Origin of the sequence: Lactobacillus selangorensis, from assembly GCF_001437205.1 — a bacterium.
In the GTDB taxonomy this organism is placed as follows: domain Bacteria; phylum Bacillota; class Bacilli; order Lactobacillales; family Lactobacillaceae; genus Paralactobacillus; species Paralactobacillus selangorensis.
The window spans coordinates 343,523-369,942 of record NZ_JQAZ01000001.1 but is presented as its reverse complement, the minus strand read 5'-3'; the positions used below and the strand labels follow the sequence as shown (position 1 = coordinate 369,942).

Below are 26,420 nucleotides of genomic sequence, written 5' to 3'. Positions count from 1 at the left end.
AATTATTCTAACAAAAAAGAAGCAATTTGTCAGGCAATCCTTGCAAACGGTGCTAAAAAAAGTACAATAGAAATAGATAAAAAACGTTATTTATTGCGACTGGCATCTGTTATCTCACGGGGATAAGAGGTGTTCTTTTTTGCAGTCAAAGTAAACCTGAGAAAGGAGCGGGTGCTTGTGGCATCAGACTTAATCGAACATAAATTAACCTTGCTTCCCGACCTGCCTGGTTGTTATGAATGGAAAGATAAAAACGGCAAAATTATCTACGTCGGCAAGGCCAAAAACCTCAAGAACCGGGTCCGTTCCTATATGAAGAGCAGTCATGAAGGGAAAACGGCCCGTTTGGTCGAAGATGCTAAGGATCTCGACATTATCGTCACGTCAACGGATAAGGAAGCTTTCCTGCTTGAAATCACCTTGATTAAGAAGCATCAGCCTTATTACAACATCAAGCTGAAAAAGGGGACTGGGTATCCGTACATTAAAATCACCAATGAACGGGACCCTCGATTGGTGATTACGAGTGAGATCAAAAAAGATGGCGGCTATTATTTTGGACCGTATCCGAATGTGTATGGGGCCCAAGAAACGCTGCATTTTCTGCAGAAGGTGTATCCATTGCGGCGCTGCAATGGCTATCAGGGCCGTCCCTGCCTGTACTATCATATGGGCCAGTGTTTAGGGGCCTGTTTCAAAGAAGTATCGCAGACGGAATATGACGCTCAAATTAAACGAATCAAGAGCTTCTTGAACGGCAATGTCGGCAACGTTAAACGGGAATTAACGGCTAAGATGAAGAAGGCCGCTGACAATCTGCAGTTCGAACGGGCCGCCGAAATTCGGGATCAGCTGCATTACATCGAAGCGACGGTTGAGAAGCAGAAAATTATTACGAAGGATAATACGCCTCGGGACCTGTTTGCTTATTACATGGATAAAGGCTGGATTTCGATTCAAATCTTCTTTGTCCGCCAGTCACGACTGATGAAACGGGAAAAGGCAATGTTCCCGTGTGTCAATACACCGGCGGAAGAATTGGAAACCTTTATCGGTCAATTTTATCAGAATGAAAATCATATTCCACCGAAAGAAATTTTAGTGCCGGCCGAAGTCGATGCCAAAGAATTAGGCAATGCGCTTGATTTGCCGGTGCGGGTTCCGCAGCGTGGTGAGAAAAAAGCGCTGCTTGATTTAGCAACGAAGAATGCCCGAATCAAATTGGAAGACAAGTTCCGCTTATTGGAATTAGACAATCGCCAGACAGTCGGTGCCCAAGAAGAAATTATGCAGGCACTCGGTTTGCCCAAAGACGGCCATGTCATCGAAGCTTTTGACCATTCGCACATTCAGGGAACCAATCCCGTTTCGGCAATGGTCTGTTTTATCGATGGGCAGCCGGCCAAGAAGCATTACCGTAAATACAAGCTGGCGGCCGCTGAGGGCGGCATCAGTGCTGATGAAGATGCCAACACCCGGGAGGTCATTCGACGCCGTTATTCACGCTTATTGAAGGAAAATAAGCCGCTGCCGGATCTGATCTTGATGGATGGGGGCGTGATCGAAATGAATGCTGCCAAGGATGTGCTTGAAAACGAGCTCGACCTCCACATTCCGGTCGCTGGGATGGTCAAAAACGATAAACATAAGACGGCTAATCTGCTGTTCGGGCCGCACGATGATATCATCAATCTCGATCCGAAGAGTCAGGGCTTTTATCTGCTGCAGCGGATTCAGGATGAGGTCCATCGTTTTGCGATTACTTTCCACCGGCAGCTGCGCAGCAAGAATTCGCTTAGTTCACGGCTCGATACCATTAAAGGCGTTGGTCCGAAGACACGGACTAAGTTATTGAAACACTATAAATCTTTGAAACACATTAAAGAGGCATCTGTCGAAGACATTGAGTCTTTAGGCATTTCGAAGACAGTCGCTCAAACGATTAAACTGACCCTGCAAGGGGTTAAATAATCAGAAAGACGCTGACAATTTTTTGCCAGCGTCTTTTTTTAGGCTTTGAAGGCTGCTTTAGGGTGTTTCTGCCGTTTCGGATCACCTCAAGTCAGACGGTTGTCCACATTGGTCAAACATTTGAGAAGCTTTTATAATGAGCATTTCAAGGAGATGATTATTGCGGAAAGGGCAAAAAACGTCTTTTGGTGAATTTGAATGAGTTATGGCAAAAATAGTTTCAGTTTAGCGAACGGAGGAAACACACATGAGCAAGAAAAATGATATCGATGCGAATGGCATCGAAGACTTATCCGATTTAGATCTGAATGATTTAAATCGGATTTTAGCCGCATGGCCGCACCGGCAAATGCAGAGCCGTTACGAGCTGATTGCCCAGATGACGGTCGTAGCCGCCCAACCAGGAAGAGAAAAATATGCACAAGCGGTGAAAAAATTTGTGCGGGATGAAACGCATTTTGCCCGTTTGATTCAAAACTTTGACCCGAAAACGCAGCGGCTGTTCAAATATCAGCTGGAACGACTGAATCGTGATTTTATCCAGACGGCGGCACAACAACATTAAAAAAAGCCTGATTTCGATCCATTCGAAATCAGGCTTTTTGATTCATTCATTAAGCAGCATCGGAATCGGCAGCGGTTTGATCGGCAGCAGCTTTAGAAACGTCTTTCTTCGGTTTCCAAACGCCTAAGATCACACCGGCAATGACGGCACCGATGATAACAGATAACAGGTAGTAAATCGGATGTTGAGCTAACAGTGTGACCCAAATCCCACCGTGCGGAGCAGGAACACTGACATGCCAGAATTGTGACAGGCCACCGCCAATGACGGAACCGATCACACATGAGGTAATGACATGAAGCGGATCAGAAGCGGCGAACGGGATGGCCCCTTCGGTAATGAAGGAGGCCCCTAAAATGTAATTAGAAATACCAGCTTTTTGTTCATCCGGTGTAAACTTGTCTTTCCAAAATGTTGTTGCAATCGCAGTTGCCAGTGGTGGAATCATCCCACCGACCATGACGGCGGCCATTAACTTACCGCTCCCAGTGGCAGTATAAACGCCGATTGCAAAGGCATAAGCAGATTTGTTGAAGGGACCGCCCATATCAACGGACATCATGCCACCGAGAATGGCGCCTAAGAGAACTTCATTCCCAGTCCCCATGGTGTTCAGGAAGTGTGTCAAAGCACTGTTAACGACGGCGAAGACTGGATCGATGACGAAGTACATGGCGAGTCCAGTCAGCAGTAAACCGAGAATCGGGTAGAAAATCATCGGTTTCAGACCTTCAAGCGTATGCGGCAGATTCCGAAAGACATGTTTCAGCCAAACAGTAACGTAACCGGCGATAAACCCAGCGGCTAACCCGCCTAAGAAGCCGGCGACTGAAGTTGTCTTCACAAAACTGGCGGCAGCTGTATTGGCCATGAACCCGCCGACGAACCCAGGCATCAGGGCAGGACGATCACCAATCGCCTCCGCAATATAAGCGGCTAAGACAGGAATCAGAAAACTGAAGGCCCAATTTCCAAGCTGGTTCAGGAATAAGAAAGTGCCAGATGTTTTGCCGAGCCATTGTTCGACCATGAATGAGATCGCCATGAGGATCCCGCCACCCACAACGAAAGGCAGCATGTTGGAAATCCCGTTCATCAATTCGGCATAAATGTTGCTCCAAGCGGATTTCTTTTGACCAGCATCCGCTTCTTCAGTGGGTGCACCGCCTTTAGCGTGATAAATCGGTCCTTCATCGTCCAGCGTTTCCTTGATCAACTCATCTGGTTTATTGATTCCGTCGATCACTGGTCGGTTCAATAAATGTTTGCCATCAAAACGGTCCATGGCCACTTTTTTATCGGCAGTGACGATGACACCACGGGCTCGTTTGATATCGTCGGCAGTCAGCTTATGCTTGACCCCTTCGGAACCATTTGTTTCAACCTTGATATCGACATCAGCAGCTTCGGCAGCTTTTTGCAAAGCGGCTTCGGCCATATAAGTATGTGCGATTCCGTTTGGGCAGGCAGAAACAGCCACGATAAACGGCTTATCCGCACTGTCGGTCTTTTGAGCAGCGGCGGCCTGCTTTTTAGCATCGTCAGCATCTTTCTTTTCCTTGGCTGCTTCAGCATCGCCGAATAATTGTTTGACTTCGGCAGGTGTCTTAGCCGTCTTTAATGCGGCCACCAAATCCGGATTGATCAGCAGAGAGGAGAGGGCAGCTAAGGCTTCCAAATGGGCGTTATTAGCCCCTTCCGGAGCGGCAAACATGAAGAACAGATAAACCGGTTGTTTGTCTAAAGCGTTGAAATCGACCCCTTTATTGCTCTTGGCAAACAAAACGGTCGTCCGCTGCACGGCTTTATCCTGCGCATGGGGCATGGCGATTCCATCACCGATTCCGGTCGTGGATTCTTGTTCGCGTTTGACGATATCATCTTTGTACAATTTCTTGTCGTTGATGACGCCTTTTTCGTAGTAGCGATCGACCATTTCATCGATTGCGGCGTCTTCGGTCGTGGCCTTAAGATCCATGATCATGACGTCTTCAAGCAGTAAGTCTTGAATGTTCATTGGTGCGCCTCCTAATTAAATTCTGTCACAGTAATCGTTTGATAAACGGCATCGATCTTAGCACGCGTGGCCAGGTCTTCTGAGAATGTTGTGGCACTTCCGCAGGCACAGCCCATATGGAAACTCTTCAATGGGTCGTGTGTTTTGGCAAAGGTCCCAACGAAACCGGCAATCATCGAATCCCCAGCGCCAACTGAGTTTTTGACTTCACCAGGAGCAGCTGTCCCAAAGTAAGCTTTATCCTTGGTAATCATCATCGCACCATCACCAGCCATGGAGACCAGCACATGCTGAGCACCCATGTCGAGTAATTTGCGGCCATAGGTCACAATATCGGCTTTGCTGTTCAATTCAACGTTGAAAAGGGCAGCTAATTCATGGTTATTCGGTTTGACGAGTAACGGATGGTCAGGCAGTGTGTCCAATAAAGCTTGACCCGTCGTGTCGATGACAAATTGGGCATGATGCTTTTGAATGAGTGGAATCAAATCTTTATAAAATGTTTCTGGCAAACCCTGTGGCAAACTGCCGGACATGACAACCGTATCATCCGCTTGCAATTCATCTAAGTTTTGGCGGAATTGTTCCGCTTCGGCGGCTGAAATATGCGGTCCCTGACCGTTAATTTCGGTTTCTTCTGCGGCCTTCAGTTTAACGTTGATTCGAGTATCTTCTTTGATCGGTGTCAAATTAGTCGGCAATTCATCTTGTTCCAAAGCCGCTTGAATGAATTCACCAGTAAAACCACCGACAAAGCCTAAAGCCGTTGACGGTGTATCGAGCTGTTTTAAAATGCGTGAAACATTGATGCCTTTGCCACCGGGCAGCTTGACATCGGAAGTCATCCGGTTGACGAGCCCAATGTTGAGCTGGTCGAGACCGATTACATAATCGATCGATGGGTTTGCAGTAACGGTATAAATCATATTTGAGCAACCTCCTCTAGGTTTGTCAGGGTGTGATACTGATGGTGGAGATTCTTGGGTAATTTTGTGGTTAAGATCGTTGCATCATTGAGTTCGCCGAATTTTGCAAAGGAAATCTGGTTGAACTTCGATGGATCGGTCAGGATGTAGGTTTGTTCGGCCTGCTGGATCGCCATTCGTTTGATATCAGCTTCATCAGGGTCCGGCGTTGTCAGCCCGTAATGGGGATGGATGCCGTTTGTACCGAGATAAGCCTTGTTAAAACGCAATTGTGATAAGCGTGTGGTAACAGAAGAACCGATGATCGCTTTCGTGGCTGGTTTCAATGTGCCACCTAATAATAAGGTATGGACGTGATAATCAGCGAGCAGTGATGCATTGTCGACCCCATTGGTAACAACCGTCAGATTCAGTTCGGGCCGGATCAACGGAATCAAAGCTTGAGTCGTGGTCCCGGCGTCTAAATAGATGACATCGTCGCGACAGAGCGTTTTTAACGCTGCCTGAGCGACCCGTTCCTTGTCATGAACGTTTATGACAGCTTTTTCGGCCTGGTCTTGTTCGTCATGCAGGCTGTTAACACGTTTGGCGCCGCCATGGATTCGGACCAGCAGGCCGGCATCTTCCAAGATCTGCAGGTCACGCCGCACTGTCGATTCAGATGCATGCGTGTCGCTGATCAAATCTTGGAGCTTGACGACTTCATGCTGTTTCAGCTGGCCGAGAATAAAATGTTGTCGTTCTTCTGTAAGCACTTTCTTCACCTCGAGATTCATTTTAACGGTTAATTCATTCAAAAGCAACACAAATCTTTCAAAAACGTTCAAATAATTTTAGAAACCGTCATTTTGAGCCGTTTTTAGCCCAAAAAATTTTTTAACGGTCAAGAAGGACGCATTCACACGTTTTGCCGGCCTATACCATTTCCTACAACTTGTAAGTACCTTTCAAACTTGTGCCACATCTGTTATACTTGCGTATGTAAACGAATACAAAATGGAGGCACAAGAGAAATGGGAAAATTAGGTGTATCGGTTTATCCGGAACGCTCGACCTACGATAAGGATGCTGCCTATCTAGATCTGGCCCACAAATATGGATTCAAACGCGTTTTTACGTCGTTACTAGAAATCAATGGCGATCAAGCGACCGTTTTAGGCAACTTTAAAAAGGTGATTACCCATGCGAATGAATTAGGCATGGAAGTCATGGTTGACATGAACCCGAGTTTATTCAAACAGCTGGGGATTTCTTATAATGATCTGAAGTTCTTCCACGATCTGGGCGCATGGGGGGTGCGGTTAGATGAAGGCTTTACTGGTCAGGAAGAAGCTTTGATGACTCGCAATGAGTACGGGCTGAAGATTGAAGTTAACATGAGTTCGGGCACCAGTTACATTGACAACATTATGAGCTATTCGCCCAAACGGGAAAATTTGATGGGATCGCACAATTTTTATCCGCATCGTTATTCGGGCTTGGACTATGACTTCTTTGTCGGGTGTACGAACAAGTACCGCAAATATAATCTCAACACCGCCGCTTTCATCAATTCCCATGCGGCAACATTCGGTCCATGGCCAACACAAGACGGGCTGCCGACACTGGAAGAACACCGTGACCTTGAGATTGCCACGCAGGTCAAGCACTATGTGATGGCCGACCTGATTGATGATCTGCTGATTGGGAATGCGTATGCCTCTGAAGCAGAATTGGCTGCTGTGGCAGAAGCTTTTAATGCCGATTATCCGAGTCTAAAGGTCGATGTGGCCGATGAGATTACCGACCAGGAAAAGACGGTCCTGTTCGACAATCTCCAGTCGTATCGTGGCGATCGTTCGGCTTATCTGCTGCGTTCAACGCAAACACGGGTCAAATACAGTCAATGGCCGTTCCCAGCCCATCACTGTGTCGACATGGTGCGGGGCGATGTCTTGATTGATAATGTTGGTTATGGTCAGTACAAAGGTGAAACTGAAATTGCTTTGCTGCCGATGAAGAACGACGGCCGGGTGAATGTGGTCGGTAAGATCAGTGCCGATGAACAATTCTTATTGACTTATCTCAAACCATGGAGTCACTTTAAACTGATTCCAAGTAAATAGAAAAAAGGTTGTTGCAAAAGTTGTTTGACCATGGCACTTCAAAAGGCGTTTACTGGAAAGACAGCCGTTTGGAACACATTTAAATAGGCAACGAGGCCTGACTGATGTCATGGCCTCTTCTTTTTAGGCGTCCCAACGAACATGTGTTTACTTTTAGGGTACAATTCAGTAGAATAGGAAGGACGTTTTAGATAAGAAGGGAGGCCACAGGATGTTTGTCGATCAAGTGACAGTCGAAGTAAAAGCTGGAAAAGGCGGCGATGGTGCCGTTTCATTCCGGCGGGAAAAATTTGTTGCGATGGGCGGTCCCGTCGGAGGAGACGGCGGCCGTGGCGGAAGCATCATTTTAAAAGTCGACGAAGGCTTAAACACATTGATGGATTTTCGTTACCATCGGCATTTTAAAGCAGCCAATGGTGGTAATGGCCAAGGAAAACGCATGGCCGGAAAGAGTGCTGAGGACACTGTAATCGGTGTTCCGCCGGGCACAACGGTCCATGATGCGGATACAAATGAATTTTTAGGCGATTTAACCAAACAAGGCGACACATTAGTTGTTTCACAAGGCGGCCGTGGTGGTCGCGGCAACCAGCATTTTGCCACTTCACGGGTGCGGGCCCCAGAAATTGCTGAAAATGGTGAACCGGGTCAAGACCGGTTTATCCAGCTTGAACTGCGGGTACTGGCCGATGTGGGGCTGGTTGGGTTTCCATCCGTTGGGAAATCGACCCTATTATCGGTCGCAACGAGTGCCAAGCCGAAAATTGCCGAGTATCATTTTACGACGCTGACGCCGAATCTCGGAATGGTCCGGCTGGATGATGGCCGTGATTTTGCCATGGCTGATTTGCCGGGACTGATTGAAGGGGCCTCAAAAGGAGTCGGTCTTGGAATCCAGTTTTTGCGGCATGTTGAACGAACACGGGTCATCTTGCACTTAGTCGAGATGGATCCGGAAAGCGGCCGGGATCCGCTGACGGATTATCAGCAGATCAATCATGAATTGGAGAATTACGATCCGAAACTGTTGGAACGGCCGCAGATTATCGTGGCGACGAAGATGGATATGCCAGGGGCTGCTGAACGGTTAACGACCTTTAAGAAGCAATTAAAGGAAAACGGAATCGATAAGTCGGTTTATGCCATTTCGAGTGTGGCCCATCAAGGCGTCACTAAGTTGATGCAGGCAACATCGGACCTGCTGGAAACAACACCGAAGTTCCCAATGGGCGATGAACCGGAAAAAGTCGTGACTGAGAAGCAGTACAAGTACGCTGACCAGCAAGACTTTACGGTAACCGAAGAAGAAGCCCATCACTTTGTAATTGAAGGTGAAAAGGTCGAACGGCTCTTTAAGATGAGCAACCTTGATCACGAAGACGGCATCATGCGTTTTGCCCGTCAATTACGGAAAATGGGAATCGATGATGCCCTGCGTAAAGCCGGTGCCGAAAACGGCGACTTGGTTTCAATCGATGACTTTACGTTTGAATTTGTGGAATAGTTAGCAAAGATAACAAAAGAGTGATAATAAAATAAATTTTTGTTCCACGCTTAAGGAACTTTGCCATCAAAAAAGCCCTCACATCATCATGTGAGGGCTTTTTTGATGCCGACAATGTTATTTTCAAAAAATAACAATCTTTACTAAAAGTTTAAGAAAGGATTTGGTATAATGTAGACACTTGTGAATTTTTAGGCCTCAAAAGGGCAGGGAGGATTTTTTTAATGAGTAAGCGATTAAAACGGGCGCGCTATATCTCTGGGTTTGACGGATTGCGGACCGTTGGTGTGATCGGTGTCATCTTATACCATTTGATGCCGGAAACTTTTAAGGGCGGCTATCTAGGGGTGCCGATCTTTATGGTGTTATCCGGGTATTTGATTACCGATCATCTGCTCTTGGAGCATGAACAATATGGGCGCATTGACATGAAGCAGTTTACTTTGCGGCGGATTAAGCGTCTCTACCCAGCCCTTGTGGCAATGCTGTTAGCAACGAGTGCCTATATCACTCTTTTTCAGCGCAATCTTCTACATAATCTGTATCAGATCGTTGTGTCCAACATGGTATATCTGTATAACTGGTGGCAGATTGGACATGGACAGTCTTACTTTGAACGTTTTGCCAATAATGAATCGCCCTTTACCCATTTATGGACGCTTTCGATTGATGGCCAGTTTTACCTGATTTGGCCGTTGCTTGTGATGGTCATGATGATGCTGTTTAAGCGGAATGGCAAACGGCATGCCTTTCGTGTCACCGTTCTCCTTGCACTCCTATCAGCCGGCTGGATGGCTTACTTATTCCAGCCAGGCGCCGATCCCAGCCGGATTTATTATGGGACCGACACACGTGCCTTTTCGTTATTGATTGGTGCGGCGTTGGCCTTTATCTGGCCGAGTGCGGATTTGAATCCGAATATCAAGGCCAGCAACCGTTTCACTTTGGATGGAATCGGAATGCTGACGCTGATCGGTTTGATCATCTTGTTCATGAATTTGAATGCACAGGGCACGCTCGTCTATCGGGGCGGAATGTTCCTGTTTAGCGTGCTGGTAGCCCTGATGGTGGCCATCGTCGTTCACCCTGGTGCCGATTGGAATCGGGTCTGGTCAAACCGTTTCTTCAAATGGGTCAGTTCACGGAGCTATGGCATCTACATTTATCAGTTTCCGGTCATGATTTTTTTTGAAGATGCGTTTCCAAATGTTGCTGATCATCCCGTTTTATATCCAGTAATCGAAGTGCTGATCATTTGTGCAATCAGCGAATTTTCGTTCCGCTTTATCGAACAGCCGCTTGCACATTTCGATTATCAGCAGGTGAAGCAGCATTTGCTGCATGGCAATAGCTGGCACCGTCTGTATGTGACAGCAATGGGGCTGATTTGTGTCGTCGGGATGATTGGGATTGTCACGTCACCGACCAAAAAGGCCAGTGCAGCCAATAATTCGGCGTTGGCGCAAAATATCAAGGCCAACTCGAAACGCAACGATGCCAAGAAAGAAGCACTGCTTAAAAAGGCCAAGGAACAGAAAAAGGCGGCTAAGAATTCGTCGGCTTCTTCAAGTCAGAAACCGGCGAAAGTCGATAAAAAGCTTGAGCAAGACGGTTTGACCCAGCAGCAGCTGCAACAGGCCCAAACGATGCAAGTGACGGCGGTTGGCGATTCGGTTATGCTGGATGGTTCCGATGCACTGCAAAAGATTTTTCCGCAAATGCTGGTCGACGCAGCTGTCAGCCGGCACCTCGAAGATGCGACTGGAATTATTCAATCGTATGCCAACCAAGGCGTGCTGGCTCAGACCGTTCTAATCGGAATGGGAACAAATGGCGCTTTTAATATGGAGCAGCTCGATAAGCTGATGCATCTTATTGGTCCAAGCCGGCAGGTTTATTGGATCAATGTCCGCGTCCCAACCCGTCAGTGGCAGGATCCGGTCAATAACACATTGCGGCAGGCGGACCGCAAATACGGCAATCTGCATGTAATCGATTGGTATGATTATTCCAATGCACATCAGGATTGGTTCTATAGTGATCAGGTTCATCCGACGCCGGCTGGTGCCAAACACTATGCCGCCTACATTGCCGCCGAAATGTTAAAAAAATAAACAGAACGTCCTGAAAAGTGACACGAAACAAAAGTAATTTTGCGGCGTGCCGCTTTTCTTTTCGCTTTTTTTCGTGGTGAAAAGATTGTCAAGACCCTAAAAATTGCCTACAATAAAATGAAGAGCCTAAATAGAATGGAAGATAAATCATGGAATTAGAATTTCTAGGAACGGGGGCGGGTGTGCCCGCTAAAAACCGCAATGTGACCAGCATTGCATTGAAATTATTAAATGAACGCAACGAGATTTGGCTGTTTGATGCCGGTGAAGGAACCCAGCAACAGATCCTCAGAACGACGATCAAACCACGTAAAATCACCAAGATTTTTATTACGCATCTGCATGGCGACCATTTGTACGGCCTGCCGGGACTATTATCCAGCCGGTCGTTTCAAGGCGGCAATACACCGCTGACGATTTATGGACCGCAGGGAGTCGACACGTATGTCCGCACCAGTTTACGGGTGTCGGACAGCCATTTGACGTATCCGATCCATTATGTGATTTTAAAAAATCCCGGCAAGTTGTTTGAAGATAATACGTTCAAAGTCGAAGTGGCAAAACTCGACCATCGTATCCCGAGTTTCGGGTATCGAATCATCGAAAAAGACCATGCCGGCGAACTGCTGGTCGATAAACTTCGTGCCGACGGGGTGCCGTCTGGGCCCATTTATGGACAGCTCAAAGCCGGCCAGGATGTGACTTTGCCGGATGGACGATTGATTCATGGCAAGGATTATGTCGGACCGGCGCAAAAAGGACGGATTGTGACGATCTTAGGCGATACGCGTAAAAATAAAAACGGGTTGAAGCTCGCTCAGAATGCGGATGTGCTCGTCCATGAAAGTACTTTTGGCGATGAAGAAAAGAAATTGGCGCATCAATACTATCATTCCACTAGTACGGAGGCCGCCGATATTGCTAAAAAGGCGCATGTCGGTGAATTACTGCTGACCCATATTTCAGCTCGTTATGTCGGCAAAATGTCGCAGCAACTGGAACGGGAAGCGCGGCAGATTTTTCCGCATACACGAGTGATGAATGATTTCGATACGTATACGATTCCATTACGTTCCGGAAAGGATGCATAGTCATGATGAAAAATTTGGCACAGTTACAGCAATTACAAGGCAAAGTAATCGTCGTTACGGGCGGTTCCTCAGGAATCGGCAAATCCGTCGCCTATGAGGCTGCTAGTCGCGGCATGATCGTTATTGTTTTAGCCCGGCATTTGGATGCTTTGGAAACAGTCCGGCAGGAATGCATGGCCTTGTCCCATCAACCGGCTTATGCAATTCCACTGGATGTGTCTGATCCGGATGACATCGATCGAGCGGTTGCGCAGATCAATGCCCAGGTCGACCAAGTAGATGTGTTGGTCAATGCTGCCGGCTTCGGTGTCTTTGAGAATGCTTTTGATGTTGCGCCGAAGACGGTTGCACAGATGTTCAAAGTCAATGTGCTGGGGTTAATGTACTTGTCCCAGAAGTTGGGCACTCAAATGGTGACGAATGAACGTGGTCAGATCATCAACATTTCATCAATGGCCGGCAAAATGGCCACACCGAAATCGGCAGTTTATTCGGCCACGAAGTTTGCCGTGCGGGGGTATTCAGACGGATTGCGTTTAGAACTGCGGCCAGCCGGTGTGCAAGTGACCGCTGTCTATTTGGGACCGGTCAAAACGAATTTCTTCACGACTGCGGATGCTGGCGGTGATTATTTAAAGCAGGTCGATTGGATCGTTTTGGATCCGGATCGAGTTGCGAAACGGATCGTGGACAGCATTGGCCATGAAAAGCGGGATATTAACATGCCGGCGGTTATGGAAGTCGCAGCCCGTTTTTATCAATTATTCCCCCATCTCGGTGATTGGCTGGCCGGTGGGTTATTCAATCGCAAGTAAGGAGGAGCCGATGAATGAAAAATCAGGGCAAACTAGTATTAGGATTACTCTTAACGCTGATCATCGTTGTTTTTGCGGTGCTGAATGTGGCGCCGGTTAAAATCAATTTTGGTTTTGCAGAGGTCAAATGGCCGCTGATCATTATTATTATTGGTTCATTACTGATTGGCGCAATCATTACGGCACTCGTCTCCACTTCGACAAGTGTTGCGCATCGCAAAGAACAGAAAAAACTGCAGCAGCAGCTTAAAGAAGCGCAGGGCGATCAGCAGAAGCAATTACAGGAACAGGTTCAGAAACAAACGAAGCAGTACAAAGATCAGATTGCACGCAAGAATCAGGAAATCAAGGGTTTGAAGGCACAGATTGCCCAGGCTGATGTACCGGATGACGGGCCGAACAATTTATCATAAAAATATTTATAAAATCGTTGACACAAACATATGTTCGTGCTATTATACTAAGCAGATAGTCAAACGGTACAAAGCGACAGGTCAGTCCTGCCGCTTTTTTGTGCACCAAAAGAGATTTTGCTTGCATGTTTGACCTTCTTTGACTATTATCTAAAGTGTCCACTGAAATTAGAAATAAAATGCTTAAAAAGCAATTCAAAACGAAGGGAAGTTTTTGAATGAATCCAGATAAATTAACACAAGCGGTCCAAGATGCTTTAGCCGAAGCACAACAGATCACGATTACACGGCATCAGCAGGAAATCGGAATTCCGCAGCTGTTTAAATACTTGACGGAACCGGATCAGCTTGGTGCACAGGTCTTTCAGGATGCCGGTATGGATGTTACCGCCCTCCAAGCCGAACTCGATCATGAAATTGATCAGATTCCGACAGTCGAAGGCAGTTCATCTTACGGTCAGACGCTGTCACAGAATTTGTATCAATTGTTGAATGCTGCTGACGGTATCAAGAATAAATTCCAAGATGAATATATTTCGACCGAAGCCGTCATTTTAGCGTTAATGACATTGAAGTATGATCCATTGACACAATTTTTGACGAAAAACGGCATTACCGATAAGAAATTGCAGGCAGTGGTTGAAAAGATTCGGGGCGGCCAGCGGGTCACTTCCAAGAATCAGGAACAAAATTATAAAGCACTCGAAAAATATGGGACTGATTTAGTCAAGGCCGAACGCTCTGGCAAAATGGATCCGATCATCGGCCGTGATGAAGAAATTCGGGATGTGATCCGGATTTTGTCCCGGAAGACCAAAAACAATCCGATTCTCTTAGGGGAACCTGGGGTCGGCAAAACGGCGATTGTTGAAGGACTCGCACAACGAATCGTTCGGGGCGATGTGCCTGATAATTTGAAGGACAAAACGATTATTTCACTCGATATGGGCGGCATGGTAGCTGGTGCCAAGTATCGGGGCGAATTTGAAGAGCGGATGAAAGCCGTTCTCGATGAAGTTAAGAAGAGCAAAGGCCAGATCATTCTCTTTATTGATGAAATTCATAACATTGTCGGTGCCGGGAGTGCAGAAGGCAGCATGGATGCCGGCAACTTGCTGAAGCCGATGCTGGCCCGGGGCGAGCTTCATTTGATTGGGGCCACAACCTTAGATGAATACCGTCAGTATATCGAAAAAGATAAAGCCTTAGAACGGCGGTTCCAGCGGGTCATGGTCCAAGAGCCATCCGTTGAAGACACAATCAATATTTTACGTGGTTTGAAGGAACGTTTTGAAGTGTTCCATGGCGTTCGCATTCATGATAATGCTTTGGTTGCAGCGGCAACGTTGTCGAATCGTTACATTACCGATCGGTTCCTGCCCGATAAGGCGATTGATTTAGTCGATGAAGCTAGTGCTAATATCAATGTTGAAATGAATTCCGTTCCGACTGAACTCGACCAGGCCAACCGTAAATTGATGCAGCTGCAGATCGAAGAGCAGGCATTAAAGAAGGAAACCGATTCGGCTTCGCAGAAACGGTTAAAAGAAACACAAACGCAATTAGCCGATACTCGCGAACAGGTTAATAAGATGCAGGCCCAATGGGATGCCGAAAAGAAAGACATCACGGATCTGAACGACAAGAAGGCCGAAATCGACAAAGCCAAGCACGATTTGGAAGAGGCACAGGGCAACTATGACCTTGAAGCGGCCGCTAAATTGCAGCATGGCACGATTCCAGAACTCGAAAAAGAATTAAAGAGTATGGAAAAGAAGGATCGTCCATCTGAGTGGATGGTCCAAGAATCCGTTACTGAAAATGAAATTGCGCAAGTAATCAGCCGTGAAACTGGGATTCCAGTAGCTAAATTAGTCGAAGGCGACCGCCAAAAACTGATGCATTTGGCTGACAATCTGCATAAACGGGTCGTTGGTCAGGATCAGGCGGTTGATGCTGTTTCCGATGCTGTGCTCCGTTCCAGAGCCGGTTTGCAGGACCCCAACCGTCCATTAGGGTCATTTCTGTTCTTAGGCCCAACTGGGGTCGGGAAAACTGAATTAGCCAAGGCCTTGGCTGAAGATTTGTTCGATTCGGAAAAGCATATGGTGCGGATCGATATGTCTGAATATATGGAAAAAGCGTCTGTTTCGCGTTTAGTCGGGGCAGCGCCTGGCTATGTCGGTTACGAACAGGGCGGCCAATTGACAGAAGCCGTTCGCCGCAATCCGTACACGATCGTCTTACTCGATGAAATCGAAAAGGCTAATCCAGATGTCTTCAATATCTTGCTGCAGGTTTTGGATGACGGTCGTTTGACAGATGGGCAGGGCCGGACTGTCGACTTTAAGAATACGATCATCATCATGACTTCCAACCTCGGCTCGGAAATTCTGCTGGATAGTGCTCAGAGCGACGGCAAGATCACTGATCAAGCCCGTGAACAGGTTAAGGCTTTGATTCAACGGAAGTTCAAACCGGAATTCTTGAACCGAATCGATGATACGATTATGTTCAGTCCGTTGACCTTAAACGATATGAAACAGATTGTGGTGAAGATGCTTGATCAATTATCCCAGCGGATGGAAGATCAAGAGGTGAAATTAACGATTTCCGATGAAGCACAGCAATGGATCGCTGAAAAGGGCTATGACCCTGCTTATGGAGCGCGGCCATTACGCCGCTTCATTACTAACGAAGTCGAAACACCATTGGCCAAGGAAATTATTGCTGGCCGAGTTCAGCCGCATTCTACCGTCCGAATCAACGTCTTGGACGACCATCTTGTTTTTGAAAACACGGCAGCCAAGGATGACGACGCTGAATAATTTAGGCACAGGAATGAGGAACAATCTCATTCCTGCCATTACATAAATAATTTGACCAGCCACAACACTTTTTGCAGAAAAGGGTTGTCTAGCAAGGCTTTTCATTTTATAATAGATTGTACGGCTTTTTACAGTGCGTCTGAAAAAAGGCGTTGACTAACGGATGACGTTTGCAATTAACGAAAAATCCGGTATAGTTATCACAGAATACAAAATAAAGGAGTTTGAAAAACATGGCTGTTCCGAAGAGAAGAACTTCAAAGACTAAAAAGCGGATGCGTCGTGGCGGCAAGAAGTTAACGACGCCAAACGTCCATTTCGATTCAACAATTGGTGAATACCGCGTGAGCCATCATGTATCACCAAAAGGCTTTTACAAAGGCCAGCAAGTTGTTACACCAGCATCTGATGCGAACGATAACAACTAACACGAGGAAGCTCGAAGCAAATTACTTGTTTCGAGCTTTTTTTTGTGCTGAAAATAAAAAATATGACACCTAGTCACATTTTCATTGCAAGTTACGATTAAAAACGCTACTATAAGGGAGCGTTGCATTTTAAACGCCTGATTTTTAAGTGAAAAGGATGGATGCATGATGAAAAAATGGCTTGCAGGAATTGCGGGACTTGCGATGGCCGCATTACTGAGCGGCTGTGGGAGTATTAAATTAACGACCACTAAAACCAATTATCAGCCGAGCGGCATGGTTGCCGTTGTCAAAGGCGAAACCAATAAAAATGCCAAAGTTACTTATACCGTTGATGGCGGCCAACAGAAGAAAGCAGCGGTTAAGAGTAGCGGTTATGCGGTCGAAATCGCACCGACGACGAAAAAACAAACCGTCAAGATCACGGCTAAAAACGGTGGACAGACCACTTCGAAGACTGTTTATGTTGCCGCCGCAAAATCATTAGGCAGTTATGCTAAGATTGCCAAAAACTATAACCAGATCGTGACGGCCACTGCTTTACCAGCAGCAACGCAAAAGCAACTGCAGGAACAGCAGGCACAAAGCAGCAGCACTTCTAAAGCCGCTGCTGCCGCTCAGGCTGCCCAAATGACGGCGGCCCAGAAACAAGCCATGGCCCAACAGCAGCAGGCATTAGCTGCTCAAATGAAGGCTGCTAAGCAGAAGACGGCTGATCAGCAATTGCCGACGAATCCGAAGAACGGCGTTTCCAAGCTGCTCGATCAAAAGGATGACAAGATTTACGGCAACGTTGAAAACAATCAGCTGATTGGTGCGACTTTGTTTATTCCAATGAAGTCCTTTAAGAGCAAGACGGGCCAGAAAAACTTTGGGACGACGTTTGCCTTGTTGGCACAAGCTTTTGGGGCAAAGCCGAAAGAAGTTATGAAGCAGTTCAGCAAAGCAACTAAGAACCAGAAGAGTACGCAGACGACCATGAAGACGATCAAGTCGAATGGCGTTAAATTTGATACGGGCGTAGCCACAAACGGGATCTACATTTATATTACGAAATAATAAAAGAAAAGCTCTGAAACAAAAAGTTTCAGAGCTTTTTTACTGTCTAGCAAGGTTATTTGGTGCTGTAATGAGCCGTTAAATTGGGCAGAATACCTAATAAGATTGCGAAGACACCCATCGTGATCAGCGTATGCGGCACGCTGAAGGCTGTTTGTGTCAATGAAGCACCGATAAAACCAGCCACCAGACCTAAGATGAGTGCCCAAACGATCATGGCAATATATTTCATGGTGGGCCTCCTTCTATTTACTCGCTCATTTTAGCATAATTTGTTCGGAATAGAAACGCTGGCGGCCCTTTTTTCAGGAAAGCGAGTTTGCTATAATAAGGGCACAAAGAATAGGAACGTGTGTTTGAAAAAAGGAGGGTGCTGGCCGTGCCATTTACACAGTTGCAGGTTAAAAGTACATATAGTTTGCTGAAAAGTACCACGACCGTCAATGATCTGGTCACTGCCGCACAAGAACGGGGTTATCAGGCAGTTGCCCTTACCGATGAAAATGTCCTGTACGGTGTGATTGATTTCTATCGGGCCGCACATCAAGCTGGGCTGAAACCAATCTTGGGAATGACTTTGATTTTGTCAGGGCTGCTGGTGACGCAAACGGATTTTCCATTGCTCCTGCTGGCTAAAAATGAGTCCGGTTATCGTCATTTGCTGAAACTATCAACGCTGGTCGAAACGAGTGCGACATCCGTTACTTTTGCACAGGTGCAGCCGTTATTAGGCGATCTCTTTGTACTCACGCCTGGTCAGGGCAGTGAACTGGCTGCGCTTGTCGACCAGGAATCATTGCCGGCTGCAGTCCAATACTTGCAACAGCTGCAGGCAGCTGCCGATGCGGATAGTTTGTACTTAGGAATTAGCTTGCAAGCAAGTGCAGCTGAACAAGCTGCAATTAAAGCGGTCCATGCGGAAAGTAAAGTTCCGTTAGTGGCATTGGGCGATGTCCGCTATTTAGATCCGAACGATGCATTTGCAGTTGACGTAATGGGTCATATTGCTGCTGGCGATAAAATGGCGGCTGCTGAATTGCAGGTTCCGCAAAAGGAGGGACCTTACGCTTTACCAACGATGACGCGCAGTCAGGCCGATTTTGTCATTGCCGGCCTAGCAGAAGCAGCGGCAAATACGGCACTGATTGCCGATCAGTGTGCAGTCACGATTTCTTTCCAGGCACCGCAATTGCCGCATTTTCCGACGCCTGACCAGGAATCGGCAGTGGCGTATCTGAATCAATTAGCGCAAAGGGGATTGCAGGCACGTTTTAAAGGTGCCATTCCGGACAATTATCAGCAGCGGCTGCAGTATGAATTGGGCATCATCAATCAGATGGGGTTTGCCGATTATTTTCTGATCGTCTGGGATGTCGTTCATCATGCTCGTTCCGTCGGGATTCTAATCGGGCCAGGGCGGGGTTCGGCGGCTGGATCATTGGTGGCGTATGCCTTAGCCATTACTGAAGTCGATCCGATTCGCTACAATTTGTTGTTTGAACGTTTTCTGAATCCGAACCGGCAAAACATGCCCGATATTGATTTGGATATTCCGGATGATCGGCGGGAAGAACTCTTGCAATATGTGCATGAACGGTATGGCAGCGAACATATGGCTCAAATCATCACATTCGGAACCTTGGCGGCAAAATCGTCCTTACGGAATGTGGCCCGTGTGTTTGGACTCAGTCAGTTTGAAGCTAGCGAATGGGCCCAAGCCATTCCGAATATTTTTCATGTGACGCTGCAGGAAGCCTATGACAAGTCACAGCGACTCCGTAATTTGGTTCATGACGGGCCGAAAAATCAGCTGCTGTATGAAACGGCCTGCCGCTTAGAAGGGCTGCCCCGCAACTATTCGACCCATGCGGCTGGGATTGTCTTGAGTGCGCATGCGTTAACGGATACGGTTCCTTTGCAAAAAGGCAGCAACGGCATTGACTTGGTTCAATTCACCAAGGGCAACGTCGAAGCGGTCGGTTTGCTGAAAATTGATTTTCTGGGGCTCAAAAATTTAACGATTTTGACTCAGATTGTGGATACGATTCAGAAACAAATGGGACAGCCATTTCATTTAGATCAGATTCCATTGGATGATGAACCGACACTGAAATTATTTCAGCGGGGCGAAACCAATGGGGTCTTCCAATTCGAATCGGACGGGATTAAACGAGCTTTGCAGCAGATTCATCCAACTCAATTCGAAGATGTCGTTGCAACGGCAGCGTTGTATCGTCCTGGTCCAGTCGAAAACATTCCAACCTTTGCGGCCCGCAAAAACGGCACGGAACCGGTTCAATATCCGGACCCGTCGTTAAAACCGATTCTTGGTCCGACTTACGGCGTGCTCGTCTATCAGGAGCAGGTCATGCAAGTGGCTTCAACGATGGGCGGATTATCCTTAGGCGAAGCCGATTTGCTGCGGCGGGCGATGAGCAAGAAGAAAAAGGAAGTCATCGATGCTGAACGGACCAAGTTCATTCAGGGGGCCCAGCAAAAGGGCTATTCTGAACAAACGGCGGTAACGACCTATGATTATATCGAACGGTTTGCCAACTATGGGTTTAACCGTTCGCATGCCGTTGCCTACAGTTTAATTGCCTTCTGGCTAGCGTACTTGAAAGTTCATTATCCGGGTGCTTTTTATACGGCACTCCTCAATTCGGCGCTAGGGGACCGTAAGAAGCTGAAAAATTATTTATTGGAAATGCATCAGCGTGGTGTCAAAGCCCATGCACCGGATGTCAATCGCAGCGGCCGTTATTTCGAATGGTTCGACCAGACGGTTTGGTTCGGTCTGCTGTGCATCAAGGGACTGCGGCGTGATTTTGTCGATGCAATTCTCAACGAACGTCAAGACCGGCCTTATCAAAGTTTGACCGATTTTCTCCGCCGGCTCGATTCCAAATTTCTGAAAGCAGATCTGATTGAACCTTTGATTTACAGCGGGGCCTTTGATGCCGTGAGCCCGAATCGGGGCCAGCTCTTGGCCGACCTGCCGAAAGCACTCGAAAGCATCCAATTATTCGGTGACAACATGGATCTTTTTGCCCAGCTGCCGATGAAAAAGGCCGAAGTGCCAAACTTGGAATTGACGGAACGACTCGATAAAGAGGAACAATATCTTGGTGTCTATTTGTCGGGACATCCAGTCGAACCATATGCTGCCATTCGATTGGTAATGCCGCTGACAGCAATTAATGAGCTGCAACCCGATACACGAGCTAATTTGCTGGGCTATGTGCGCCGGATCAAAGTCATTCGGACTAAAAAGGGCCAACAGATGGCCTTTGTGACCGTTCAGGATGCGAGTGCGGAGATCAGCGTGACCGTCTTCCCGAATTTATTCAAACAAGTTGGTTCCCGACTGAAAAGAGGGCAAGTACTGGTCATTTTCGGAAAAGTCGAATTACACCCTGATCTGCAAATTGCTGCCGACCAGATTCAATTAGCGGCGAATGTGATGAAACGGGTGCCGCAGCAGACATTGTATCTGCAAACGGCAACACCTGCTCAGCAGCAGCAACTGCCGCCGGTCTTATTAAACAGTCAGGGACAGACGCCGGTCGTTTTACATGATCAGACGACTAAAAAGACCGTTTTGCTGCCGAAAAAATACTGGGTGGCGCCGACACAAGTTTTATTAGATCGGCTGGCGGAAATGCTTACATCCAAGAATGTGGTTTTGAAAACGAATTCGGAGCCATCCGGCAAGCAATAAAATCATAAAAGTCCCGGAAATAGGGCGACAGCCTTTCTGAAAAGTGTTACTATATTAGTGAATTTGAAATTGCCCAGAGGTTGATTTCAACAAACATTATTACCTGAGGTGAAAAAATGAAACGCATTGGTATTTTGACGAGTGGCGGCGACGCACCGGGCATGAATGCTGCAATTCGTGCCGTTACTCGTAAAGCAATTCATAGTGGTCTTGAAGTTTATGGGATCAATTATGGGTATGCTGGACTCGTAGCTGGTGATATCTTCAAGATGGATGAATCATCCGTCGGCGACAAGATTCAGCGTGGTGGGACATTCTTATATTCTGCCCGTTATCCTGAATTTGCCAAAGAAGAAGGCCAGTTAAAGGGAATCGAGCAATTAAACAAATTTGGGATTGAAGCATTAGTTGTGATCGGCGGCGACGGCTCTTATCATGGTGCCCTTCGTTTGACCGAACATGGTTATAATGCGGTCGGTTTGCCAGGAACAATTGATAATGATATTCCTTATACCGACTTTACCATTGGTTTTGATACATCTGTCAACACAGTTGTTGAAGCTGCTGACCGGATTCGTGATACAGCTGCCAGCCACGAACGGACTTTCATTATTGAAGTGATGGGTCGTGAAGCTGGGGATATTGCTTTATGGTCTGGTGTTGCTGCTGGTGCCGAAGACGTCATCGTCCCTGAGCATGATTTTGATGTGAAGGAAATCGCTGACCGTCTTCGTTCAAGCCGTCAACGTGGTCAAAAACATGCGATTATCATCCTTGCTGAAGGTGTAATGCATGCGGATGAACTCGCTGAACAATTGAGCCAGTATGGCGACTTCTATCTGCGCCACACTGTGTTAGGACATGTTGTTCGTGGCGGTTCACCAACTGCCCGTGACCGTGTCTTAGCCAGCGAGATGGGTGCTTATGCTGTTGACTTGCTGATGCAAGGCAAGGGCGGTTTAGCCATTGGGATTGAAAACGGCAAGATTACGTCGCATGATATGCTGGATCTGTTTGACTCCAAGCATCATGCTCAAATGTCCTTGTATCAATTAGGGCAAGATCTGTCATTCTAAGCTTTATCTTTATTTAATTTGTTAAAAATGACGTAAAAGTCTTTTTTAAAAAACACAAAAGGAGAGATTCCGTTTATGAAAAAAACCAAGATTGTTGCAACGCTTGGACCTGCAAGTAATGATGTAGAAACAATCGCGAAGTTAATCGAGGCCGGAGCAAATGTCTTCCGCTTCAACTTCTCTCATGGTGACCATGAAGAACACTTATCCCGTATGAAGATGGTGCACGAAGCTGAAAAGCAGACTGGCAAAACTGTTGGGATCATGTTGGATACAAAGGGTGCCGAAATTCGGACCACTGTTCAAAAAGGTAAGAAGTTCGAAGCACATACCGGTGATACAATCCGTATTTCAATGGATGACTCTCTTGAAGGAACACCAGAAAAGATCGCGGTTACATACCCTGGTCTGTATGATGATACTCATGTTGGCGGCCATGTCTTAATCGATGATGGTTTAGTTGACTTGAAGATCACTGAAAAGGATGACAAGAACAAGGAACTTGTTACTGTTGTTCAAAACAATGGTGAAATTGGTTCCCGTAAAGGTGTCAACGCTCCTGGCGTTTCCATCAACTTGCCTGGGATTACTGAAAAAGATTCCAGCGATATCCGTTTTGGTCTTGAAAATGGGATCAACTACATCTCTGCCAGCTTCGTTCGTAAGCCACAAGATGTCTTAGACATCCGTGAATTACTCGAAGAAAAGCATCAAGAACAAGTTCAGATTTTCCCTAAGATTGAATCCCAAGAAGGTATCAACAACTTGGATGACATCTTAAAGGTTTCTGATGGTTTCATGGTTGCTCGTGGGGACATGGGTGTTGAAATTCCATTCGAAAACGTTCCATTTGTTCAGAAAAAGATGATCAAGATGTGCAACGCTGTTGGTAAGCCAGTTATCACAGCCACACAAATGCTTGATTCGATGCAAGAAAACCCACGTCCTACACGTGCCGAAGTATCTGATGTTGCCAATGCCGTTATTGATGGTACAGATGCAACGATGCTTTCTGGTGAAAGTGCTAACGGGGATTACCCTGTTGAATCAGTTGCTGCTATGGCCCGCATCGACGAACGGACAGAACAATCATTAGACAACCAAGATGCTTTTGCATTACAGATGTTTGATAAGAATGATTCGACCGAAGCCGTTGCTCGTTCAGTTGCACATACAGCCCGGAACTTGAACGTAAGCACAATTGTTGCTGCTACAAACTCAGGTTTCACAGCTCGGATGATTTCCAAGTATCGTCCAAAGGCAAACATCTTAGCATTAACCTTCGATGATGTTACTCGTCGTGGCTTAACTGTTAACTGGGGTGTCTTCCCAACGGTTGTTGACCGTCCAGAAAACACAGATGCCTTGTTTGACTTGGCAACACAAACTGCCCAAGACCTTGGCTTTGCTAAGGAAGGCGATTTGATCATTATCACTGCTGGTGTTCCAGTTGGTGAAAGTGGGACAACGAACTTGATGAAGATCCAACTCATTGGGACTAAGTTAACTCAGGGCCAAGGTGTTGGTGATCAGACAGTTGTTGGTAAGGCCGTTGTTGCATCCAGTGCCGATGAAGCTGTTTCAAAGGCAACTGAAGGCGGCGTATTAGTTGTAAAGACAACTGATAAAGACTACTTGCCAGCAATCGAAAAGTCCAGCGCCATTGTTGTTGAAACTGGCGGTTTGACTTCTCATGCTGCTGTCGTTGGGATCGCAATGGGAATTCCTGTTGTTGTTGGTGCCAAAGACGCAACTTCAACTATCAAAGATGGTGAAGTAATCACTGTTGATTCACGTCGTGGTATCGTCTACAAAGGTGCTACTAACGCTATCTAGAGTGATGCACAGTTAAAAATTAAAGGAGTCGTTTCGAAATGAAAATTTCGAGGCGGCTCCTTTTTTGATCCGAAAACAAGTATAATAGAGGTAACTTAGAACAGAACGGAGCACGAATGATGAATCCAGATTTAGGACAGACAATTACCGGAAAAATTATTGATGAGAATGACAAAGCCTATTTTGTCCAAAAAGAGGGTCGTACTTATCAGATGAACAAAGTTACTTTAACTAGTGACCAACAAAAACTCCAAAAAGGCGACAATGTTACCGGCTTTGCTTACGAAAATGAAAAGCACCAGCTGATCATTACGATGAACACGCCGCATATTGGCTTCAATCATTTTGGGTTAGGCGAGGTCGTCGAGACACGCCATGACTTAGGGGTTTTCGTAAATATCGGCTTGCCAGATAAGGACATTGTGGTGTCGATGGATGATTTGCCGTTGATGTCGAGTGTCTGGCCGCACCGTGGCGATCATTTGCGAATCGCCCTGCGGGTTGATAAAAAAGGACGCTTGTGGGGAATTCCTGCCGACGCTAATTACTATCAGAAACGGGCGAAAACAGCCACAGAAGATATGAAGAACGCTGATATTGTTGGTTTGGTTTATCAAACGAAGAAGGCCGGCACTTATGTGGTCACCAAGGACCATTATTTAGGTTTTATTCATCCGTCAGAACGGGATGGCGAACCCCGTCTCGGCGAAACGGTTAAGGCTCGTGTCATCGGTTTGCATCCGGATGGCAGTTTGAATTTGTCTTTACGCCCTCGTGCCTACGAAGTTATCAGCGATGATGCCGCTATGGTGCTGGCCATTCTGATCCGGACGCCAGGGCACACAATGAATTATGATGACAAGAGCGCTCCTGAAAAAATCAAAGCTTATTTTGGCATCAGCAAGAGTGCCTTCAAACGGGCCTTAGGGCATTTACTCAAGCAGCGGCTGATCATCGAAGCGGATGGAAAGACCAGTTTGACAGACGCTGGTGTCGAACGGGCCAATGCTTTAAATGAGGCCGATACCGATGACCAAGACTGATCAGATCGCCGATTACATCCACATGCTGAAGGTCGAAAAGGGCCTTTCCGAAAATACACGGGTGAGTTATCGGTCAGATCTTGATGAGTTTAATCAGTATTTAGAAACGCAAAAATTGTCTGCTTTTCCAGAAGATCGCGCCACGGTTTTGGCTTTTTTAGGGGAGCAGACCCAAAAAGCCAAGGCGGTCAGTTCTTTAGTGCGAATGGTGTCCTGCCTGCGGGAGTTTTATCAATATTTGCAGGAAAGCAATCAAATTACGAATGATCCGATGGCACAGATTGATTCGCCGAAACGGGAACAGCATTTGCCGACGGTTCTGTCGGAAGACGAAATCAACCGGTTATTGGCTGTGCCGGATGTCACCAAACCGTTAGGACTGCGTGATCGCGCCATCTTTGAAGTGATGTATGCTACAGGTCTCCGAGTCAGCGAATTGATTCATTTGAAAATGGATGATCTGCATCTGAGCATTGGATTGATTCAGACAATTGGGAAGGGCGACAAGGAACGAATCCTGCCAATCGGCGATATTGCTATCAAGTGGGTTAATCGTTATTTGAAAGAGGGGCGGCCCAAACTGCTGCGGCAAAATGCACAGCCGGCTGAATTGTTTCTTAATTTTCATGGCCGGCCGTTGACACGGCAGGGTATCTGGAAAAATCTCAAAAAAGATGTCGCCCTGGCCGGTATTAACAAGGACGTTACACCGCATACTTTGCGGCACTCATTTGCAACCCACTTATTGGAAAATGGAGCTGATTTGCGGGTCGTGCAGGAATTGCTCGGACATGCCGATATTTCAACGACCCAATTGTATACGCATCTGACGCAGCGGCATATGATGGACGTGTACGAACACAGTCATCCACGTGCCTAGTTGATTTGAGTCGCTGGTTCATTTATGC

General features: G+C 46.7%; 20 protein-coding genes. 16 read left to right on the top strand and 4 right to left on the bottom strand.

Annotated features, from left to right (window positions below; genetic code table 11):
* Positions 1-177 precede the first annotated feature (177 nt).
* Positions 178-1,971, top strand: a complete 1,794-nt coding sequence (gene uvrC, locus IV40_RS01835; RefSeq protein WP_057768658.1) for an excinuclease ABC subunit UvrC — start codon at positions 178-180, stop codon at positions 1,969-1,971.
* A 247-nt stretch (positions 1,972-2,218) separates the two neighbouring features.
* Entirely contained in the window at positions 2,219-2,536 is a 318-nt protein-coding gene (locus IV40_RS01830) for a hypothetical protein (protein WP_057768657.1), read from the top strand.
* A 49-nt stretch (positions 2,537-2,585) separates the two neighbouring features.
* Here the strand turns inward: IV40_RS01830 and IV40_RS01825 are convergent, their stop codons facing one another.
* The 3 genes from IV40_RS01825 to IV40_RS01815 are packed head-to-tail and all read right to left on the bottom strand — an operon-like array spanning position 2,586 to position 6,234.
* A complete protein-coding gene (locus tag IV40_RS01825) occupies positions 2,586-4,553 on the bottom strand; it encodes a PTS fructose transporter subunit IIABC (protein WP_057768656.1) in 1,968 nt (655 codons plus the stop codon).
* An 11-nt stretch (positions 4,554-4,564) separates the two neighbouring features.
* On the bottom strand, positions 4,565-5,479 hold the full coding sequence (pfkB, locus tag IV40_RS01820; RefSeq protein WP_057768655.1) for a 1-phosphofructokinase: 915 nt from the start codon (positions 5,477-5,479) through the stop codon (positions 4,565-4,567).
* A complete protein-coding gene (locus IV40_RS01815) occupies positions 5,476-6,234 on the bottom strand; it encodes a DeoR/GlpR family DNA-binding transcription regulator (protein WP_057768817.1) in 759 nt (252 codons plus the stop codon). The genes pfkB and IV40_RS01815 overlap by 4 nt, the downstream gene beginning before the upstream one ends.
* A gap of 258 nt (positions 6,235-6,492) precedes the next feature.
* On the opposite strand from IV40_RS01815, the gene IV40_RS01810 reads away from it, so the two are divergent.
* The 9 genes from IV40_RS01810 (at position 6,493) to IV40_RS01770 (ending at position 17,836) form a co-directional block, all read left to right on the top strand.
* Positions 6,493-7,584 carry a DUF871 domain-containing protein gene (locus IV40_RS01810; protein ID WP_057768654.1) on the top strand — a complete coding sequence of 364 codons (1,092 nt, stop codon included), beginning with the start codon at positions 6,493-6,495 and terminating at the stop codon, positions 7,582-7,584.
* Positions 7,585-7,795: 211 nt separating this feature from the next.
* On the top strand, positions 7,796-9,088 hold the full coding sequence (gene obgE, locus IV40_RS01805) for a GTPase ObgE (protein ID WP_057768653.1): 1,293 nt from the start codon (positions 7,796-7,798) through the stop codon (positions 9,086-9,088).
* 224 nt (positions 9,089-9,312) lie between these two features.
* Positions 9,313-11,202: an acyltransferase family protein gene (locus IV40_RS01800; RefSeq protein WP_057768652.1), complete on the top strand. Its 1,890-nt coding sequence runs from the start codon at positions 9,313-9,315 to the stop codon at positions 11,200-11,202.
* A gap of 149 nt (positions 11,203-11,351) precedes the next feature.
* Entirely contained in the window at positions 11,352-12,293 is a 942-nt protein-coding gene (gene rnz / locus IV40_RS01795) for a ribonuclease Z (RefSeq protein ID WP_057768651.1), read from the top strand.
* A gap of 5 nt (positions 12,294-12,298) precedes the next feature.
* The gene (locus IV40_RS01790) at positions 12,299-13,108 is read left to right on the top strand and encodes an SDR family NAD(P)-dependent oxidoreductase (RefSeq protein ID WP_057768816.1); all 810 of its coding nucleotides are present in this window, start codon (positions 12,299-12,301) and stop codon (positions 13,106-13,108) included.
* Positions 13,109-13,122: 14 nt separating this feature from the next.
* Entirely contained in the window at positions 13,123-13,521 is a 399-nt protein-coding gene (locus IV40_RS01785; RefSeq protein ID WP_057768650.1) for a lipopolysaccharide assembly protein LapA domain-containing protein, read from the top strand.
* A gap of 218 nt (positions 13,522-13,739) precedes the next feature.
* Complete coding sequence (gene clpB / locus IV40_RS01780) at positions 13,740-16,349, top strand: ATP-dependent chaperone ClpB (RefSeq protein ID WP_057768649.1); 2,610 nt, start codon at positions 13,740-13,742, stop codon at positions 16,347-16,349.
* A 233-nt stretch (positions 16,350-16,582) separates the two neighbouring features.
* Entirely contained in the window at positions 16,583-16,777 is a 195-nt protein-coding gene (rpmF, locus tag IV40_RS01775; RefSeq protein WP_057768648.1) for a 50S ribosomal protein L32, read from the top strand.
* A 168-nt stretch (positions 16,778-16,945) separates the two neighbouring features.
* Entirely contained in the window at positions 16,946-17,836 is an 891-nt protein-coding gene (locus IV40_RS01770) for a hypothetical protein (RefSeq protein ID WP_082617861.1), read from the top strand.
* Positions 17,837-17,891: 55 nt separating this feature from the next.
* Here the strand turns inward: IV40_RS01770 and IV40_RS10555 are convergent, their stop codons facing one another.
* A complete protein-coding gene (locus tag IV40_RS10555) occupies positions 17,892-18,068 on the bottom strand; it encodes a DUF2929 family protein (RefSeq protein WP_082617833.1) in 177 nt (58 codons plus the stop codon).
* 147 nt (positions 18,069-18,215) lie between these two features.
* Between IV40_RS10555 and dnaE the strand changes: the two genes are divergently transcribed.
* The 5 genes from dnaE (at position 18,216) to xerD (ending at position 26,392) form a co-directional block, all read left to right on the top strand.
* A complete protein-coding gene (gene dnaE / locus IV40_RS01765; protein WP_057768646.1) occupies positions 18,216-21,557 on the top strand; it encodes a DNA polymerase III subunit alpha in 3,342 nt (1,113 codons plus the stop codon).
* 116 nt (positions 21,558-21,673) lie between these two features.
* Positions 21,674-22,633, top strand: a complete 960-nt coding sequence (pfkA, locus tag IV40_RS01760; RefSeq protein WP_057768645.1) for a 6-phosphofructokinase — start codon at positions 21,674-21,676, stop codon at positions 22,631-22,633.
* A 75-nt stretch (positions 22,634-22,708) separates the two neighbouring features.
* Positions 22,709-24,469: a pyruvate kinase gene (pyk, locus tag IV40_RS01755; RefSeq protein WP_057768644.1), complete on the top strand. Its 1,761-nt coding sequence runs from the start codon at positions 22,709-22,711 to the stop codon at positions 24,467-24,469.
* A 119-nt stretch (positions 24,470-24,588) separates the two neighbouring features.
* Complete coding sequence (locus IV40_RS01750; RefSeq protein ID WP_057768643.1) at positions 24,589-25,512, top strand: CvfB family protein; 924 nt, start codon at positions 24,589-24,591, stop codon at positions 25,510-25,512.
* Positions 25,499-26,392: a site-specific tyrosine recombinase XerD gene (gene xerD, locus IV40_RS01745; protein ID WP_057768642.1), complete on the top strand. Its 894-nt coding sequence runs from the start codon at positions 25,499-25,501 to the stop codon at positions 26,390-26,392. The genes IV40_RS01750 and xerD overlap by 14 nt, the downstream gene beginning before the upstream one ends.
* Positions 26,393-26,420 lie beyond the last annotated feature (28 nt).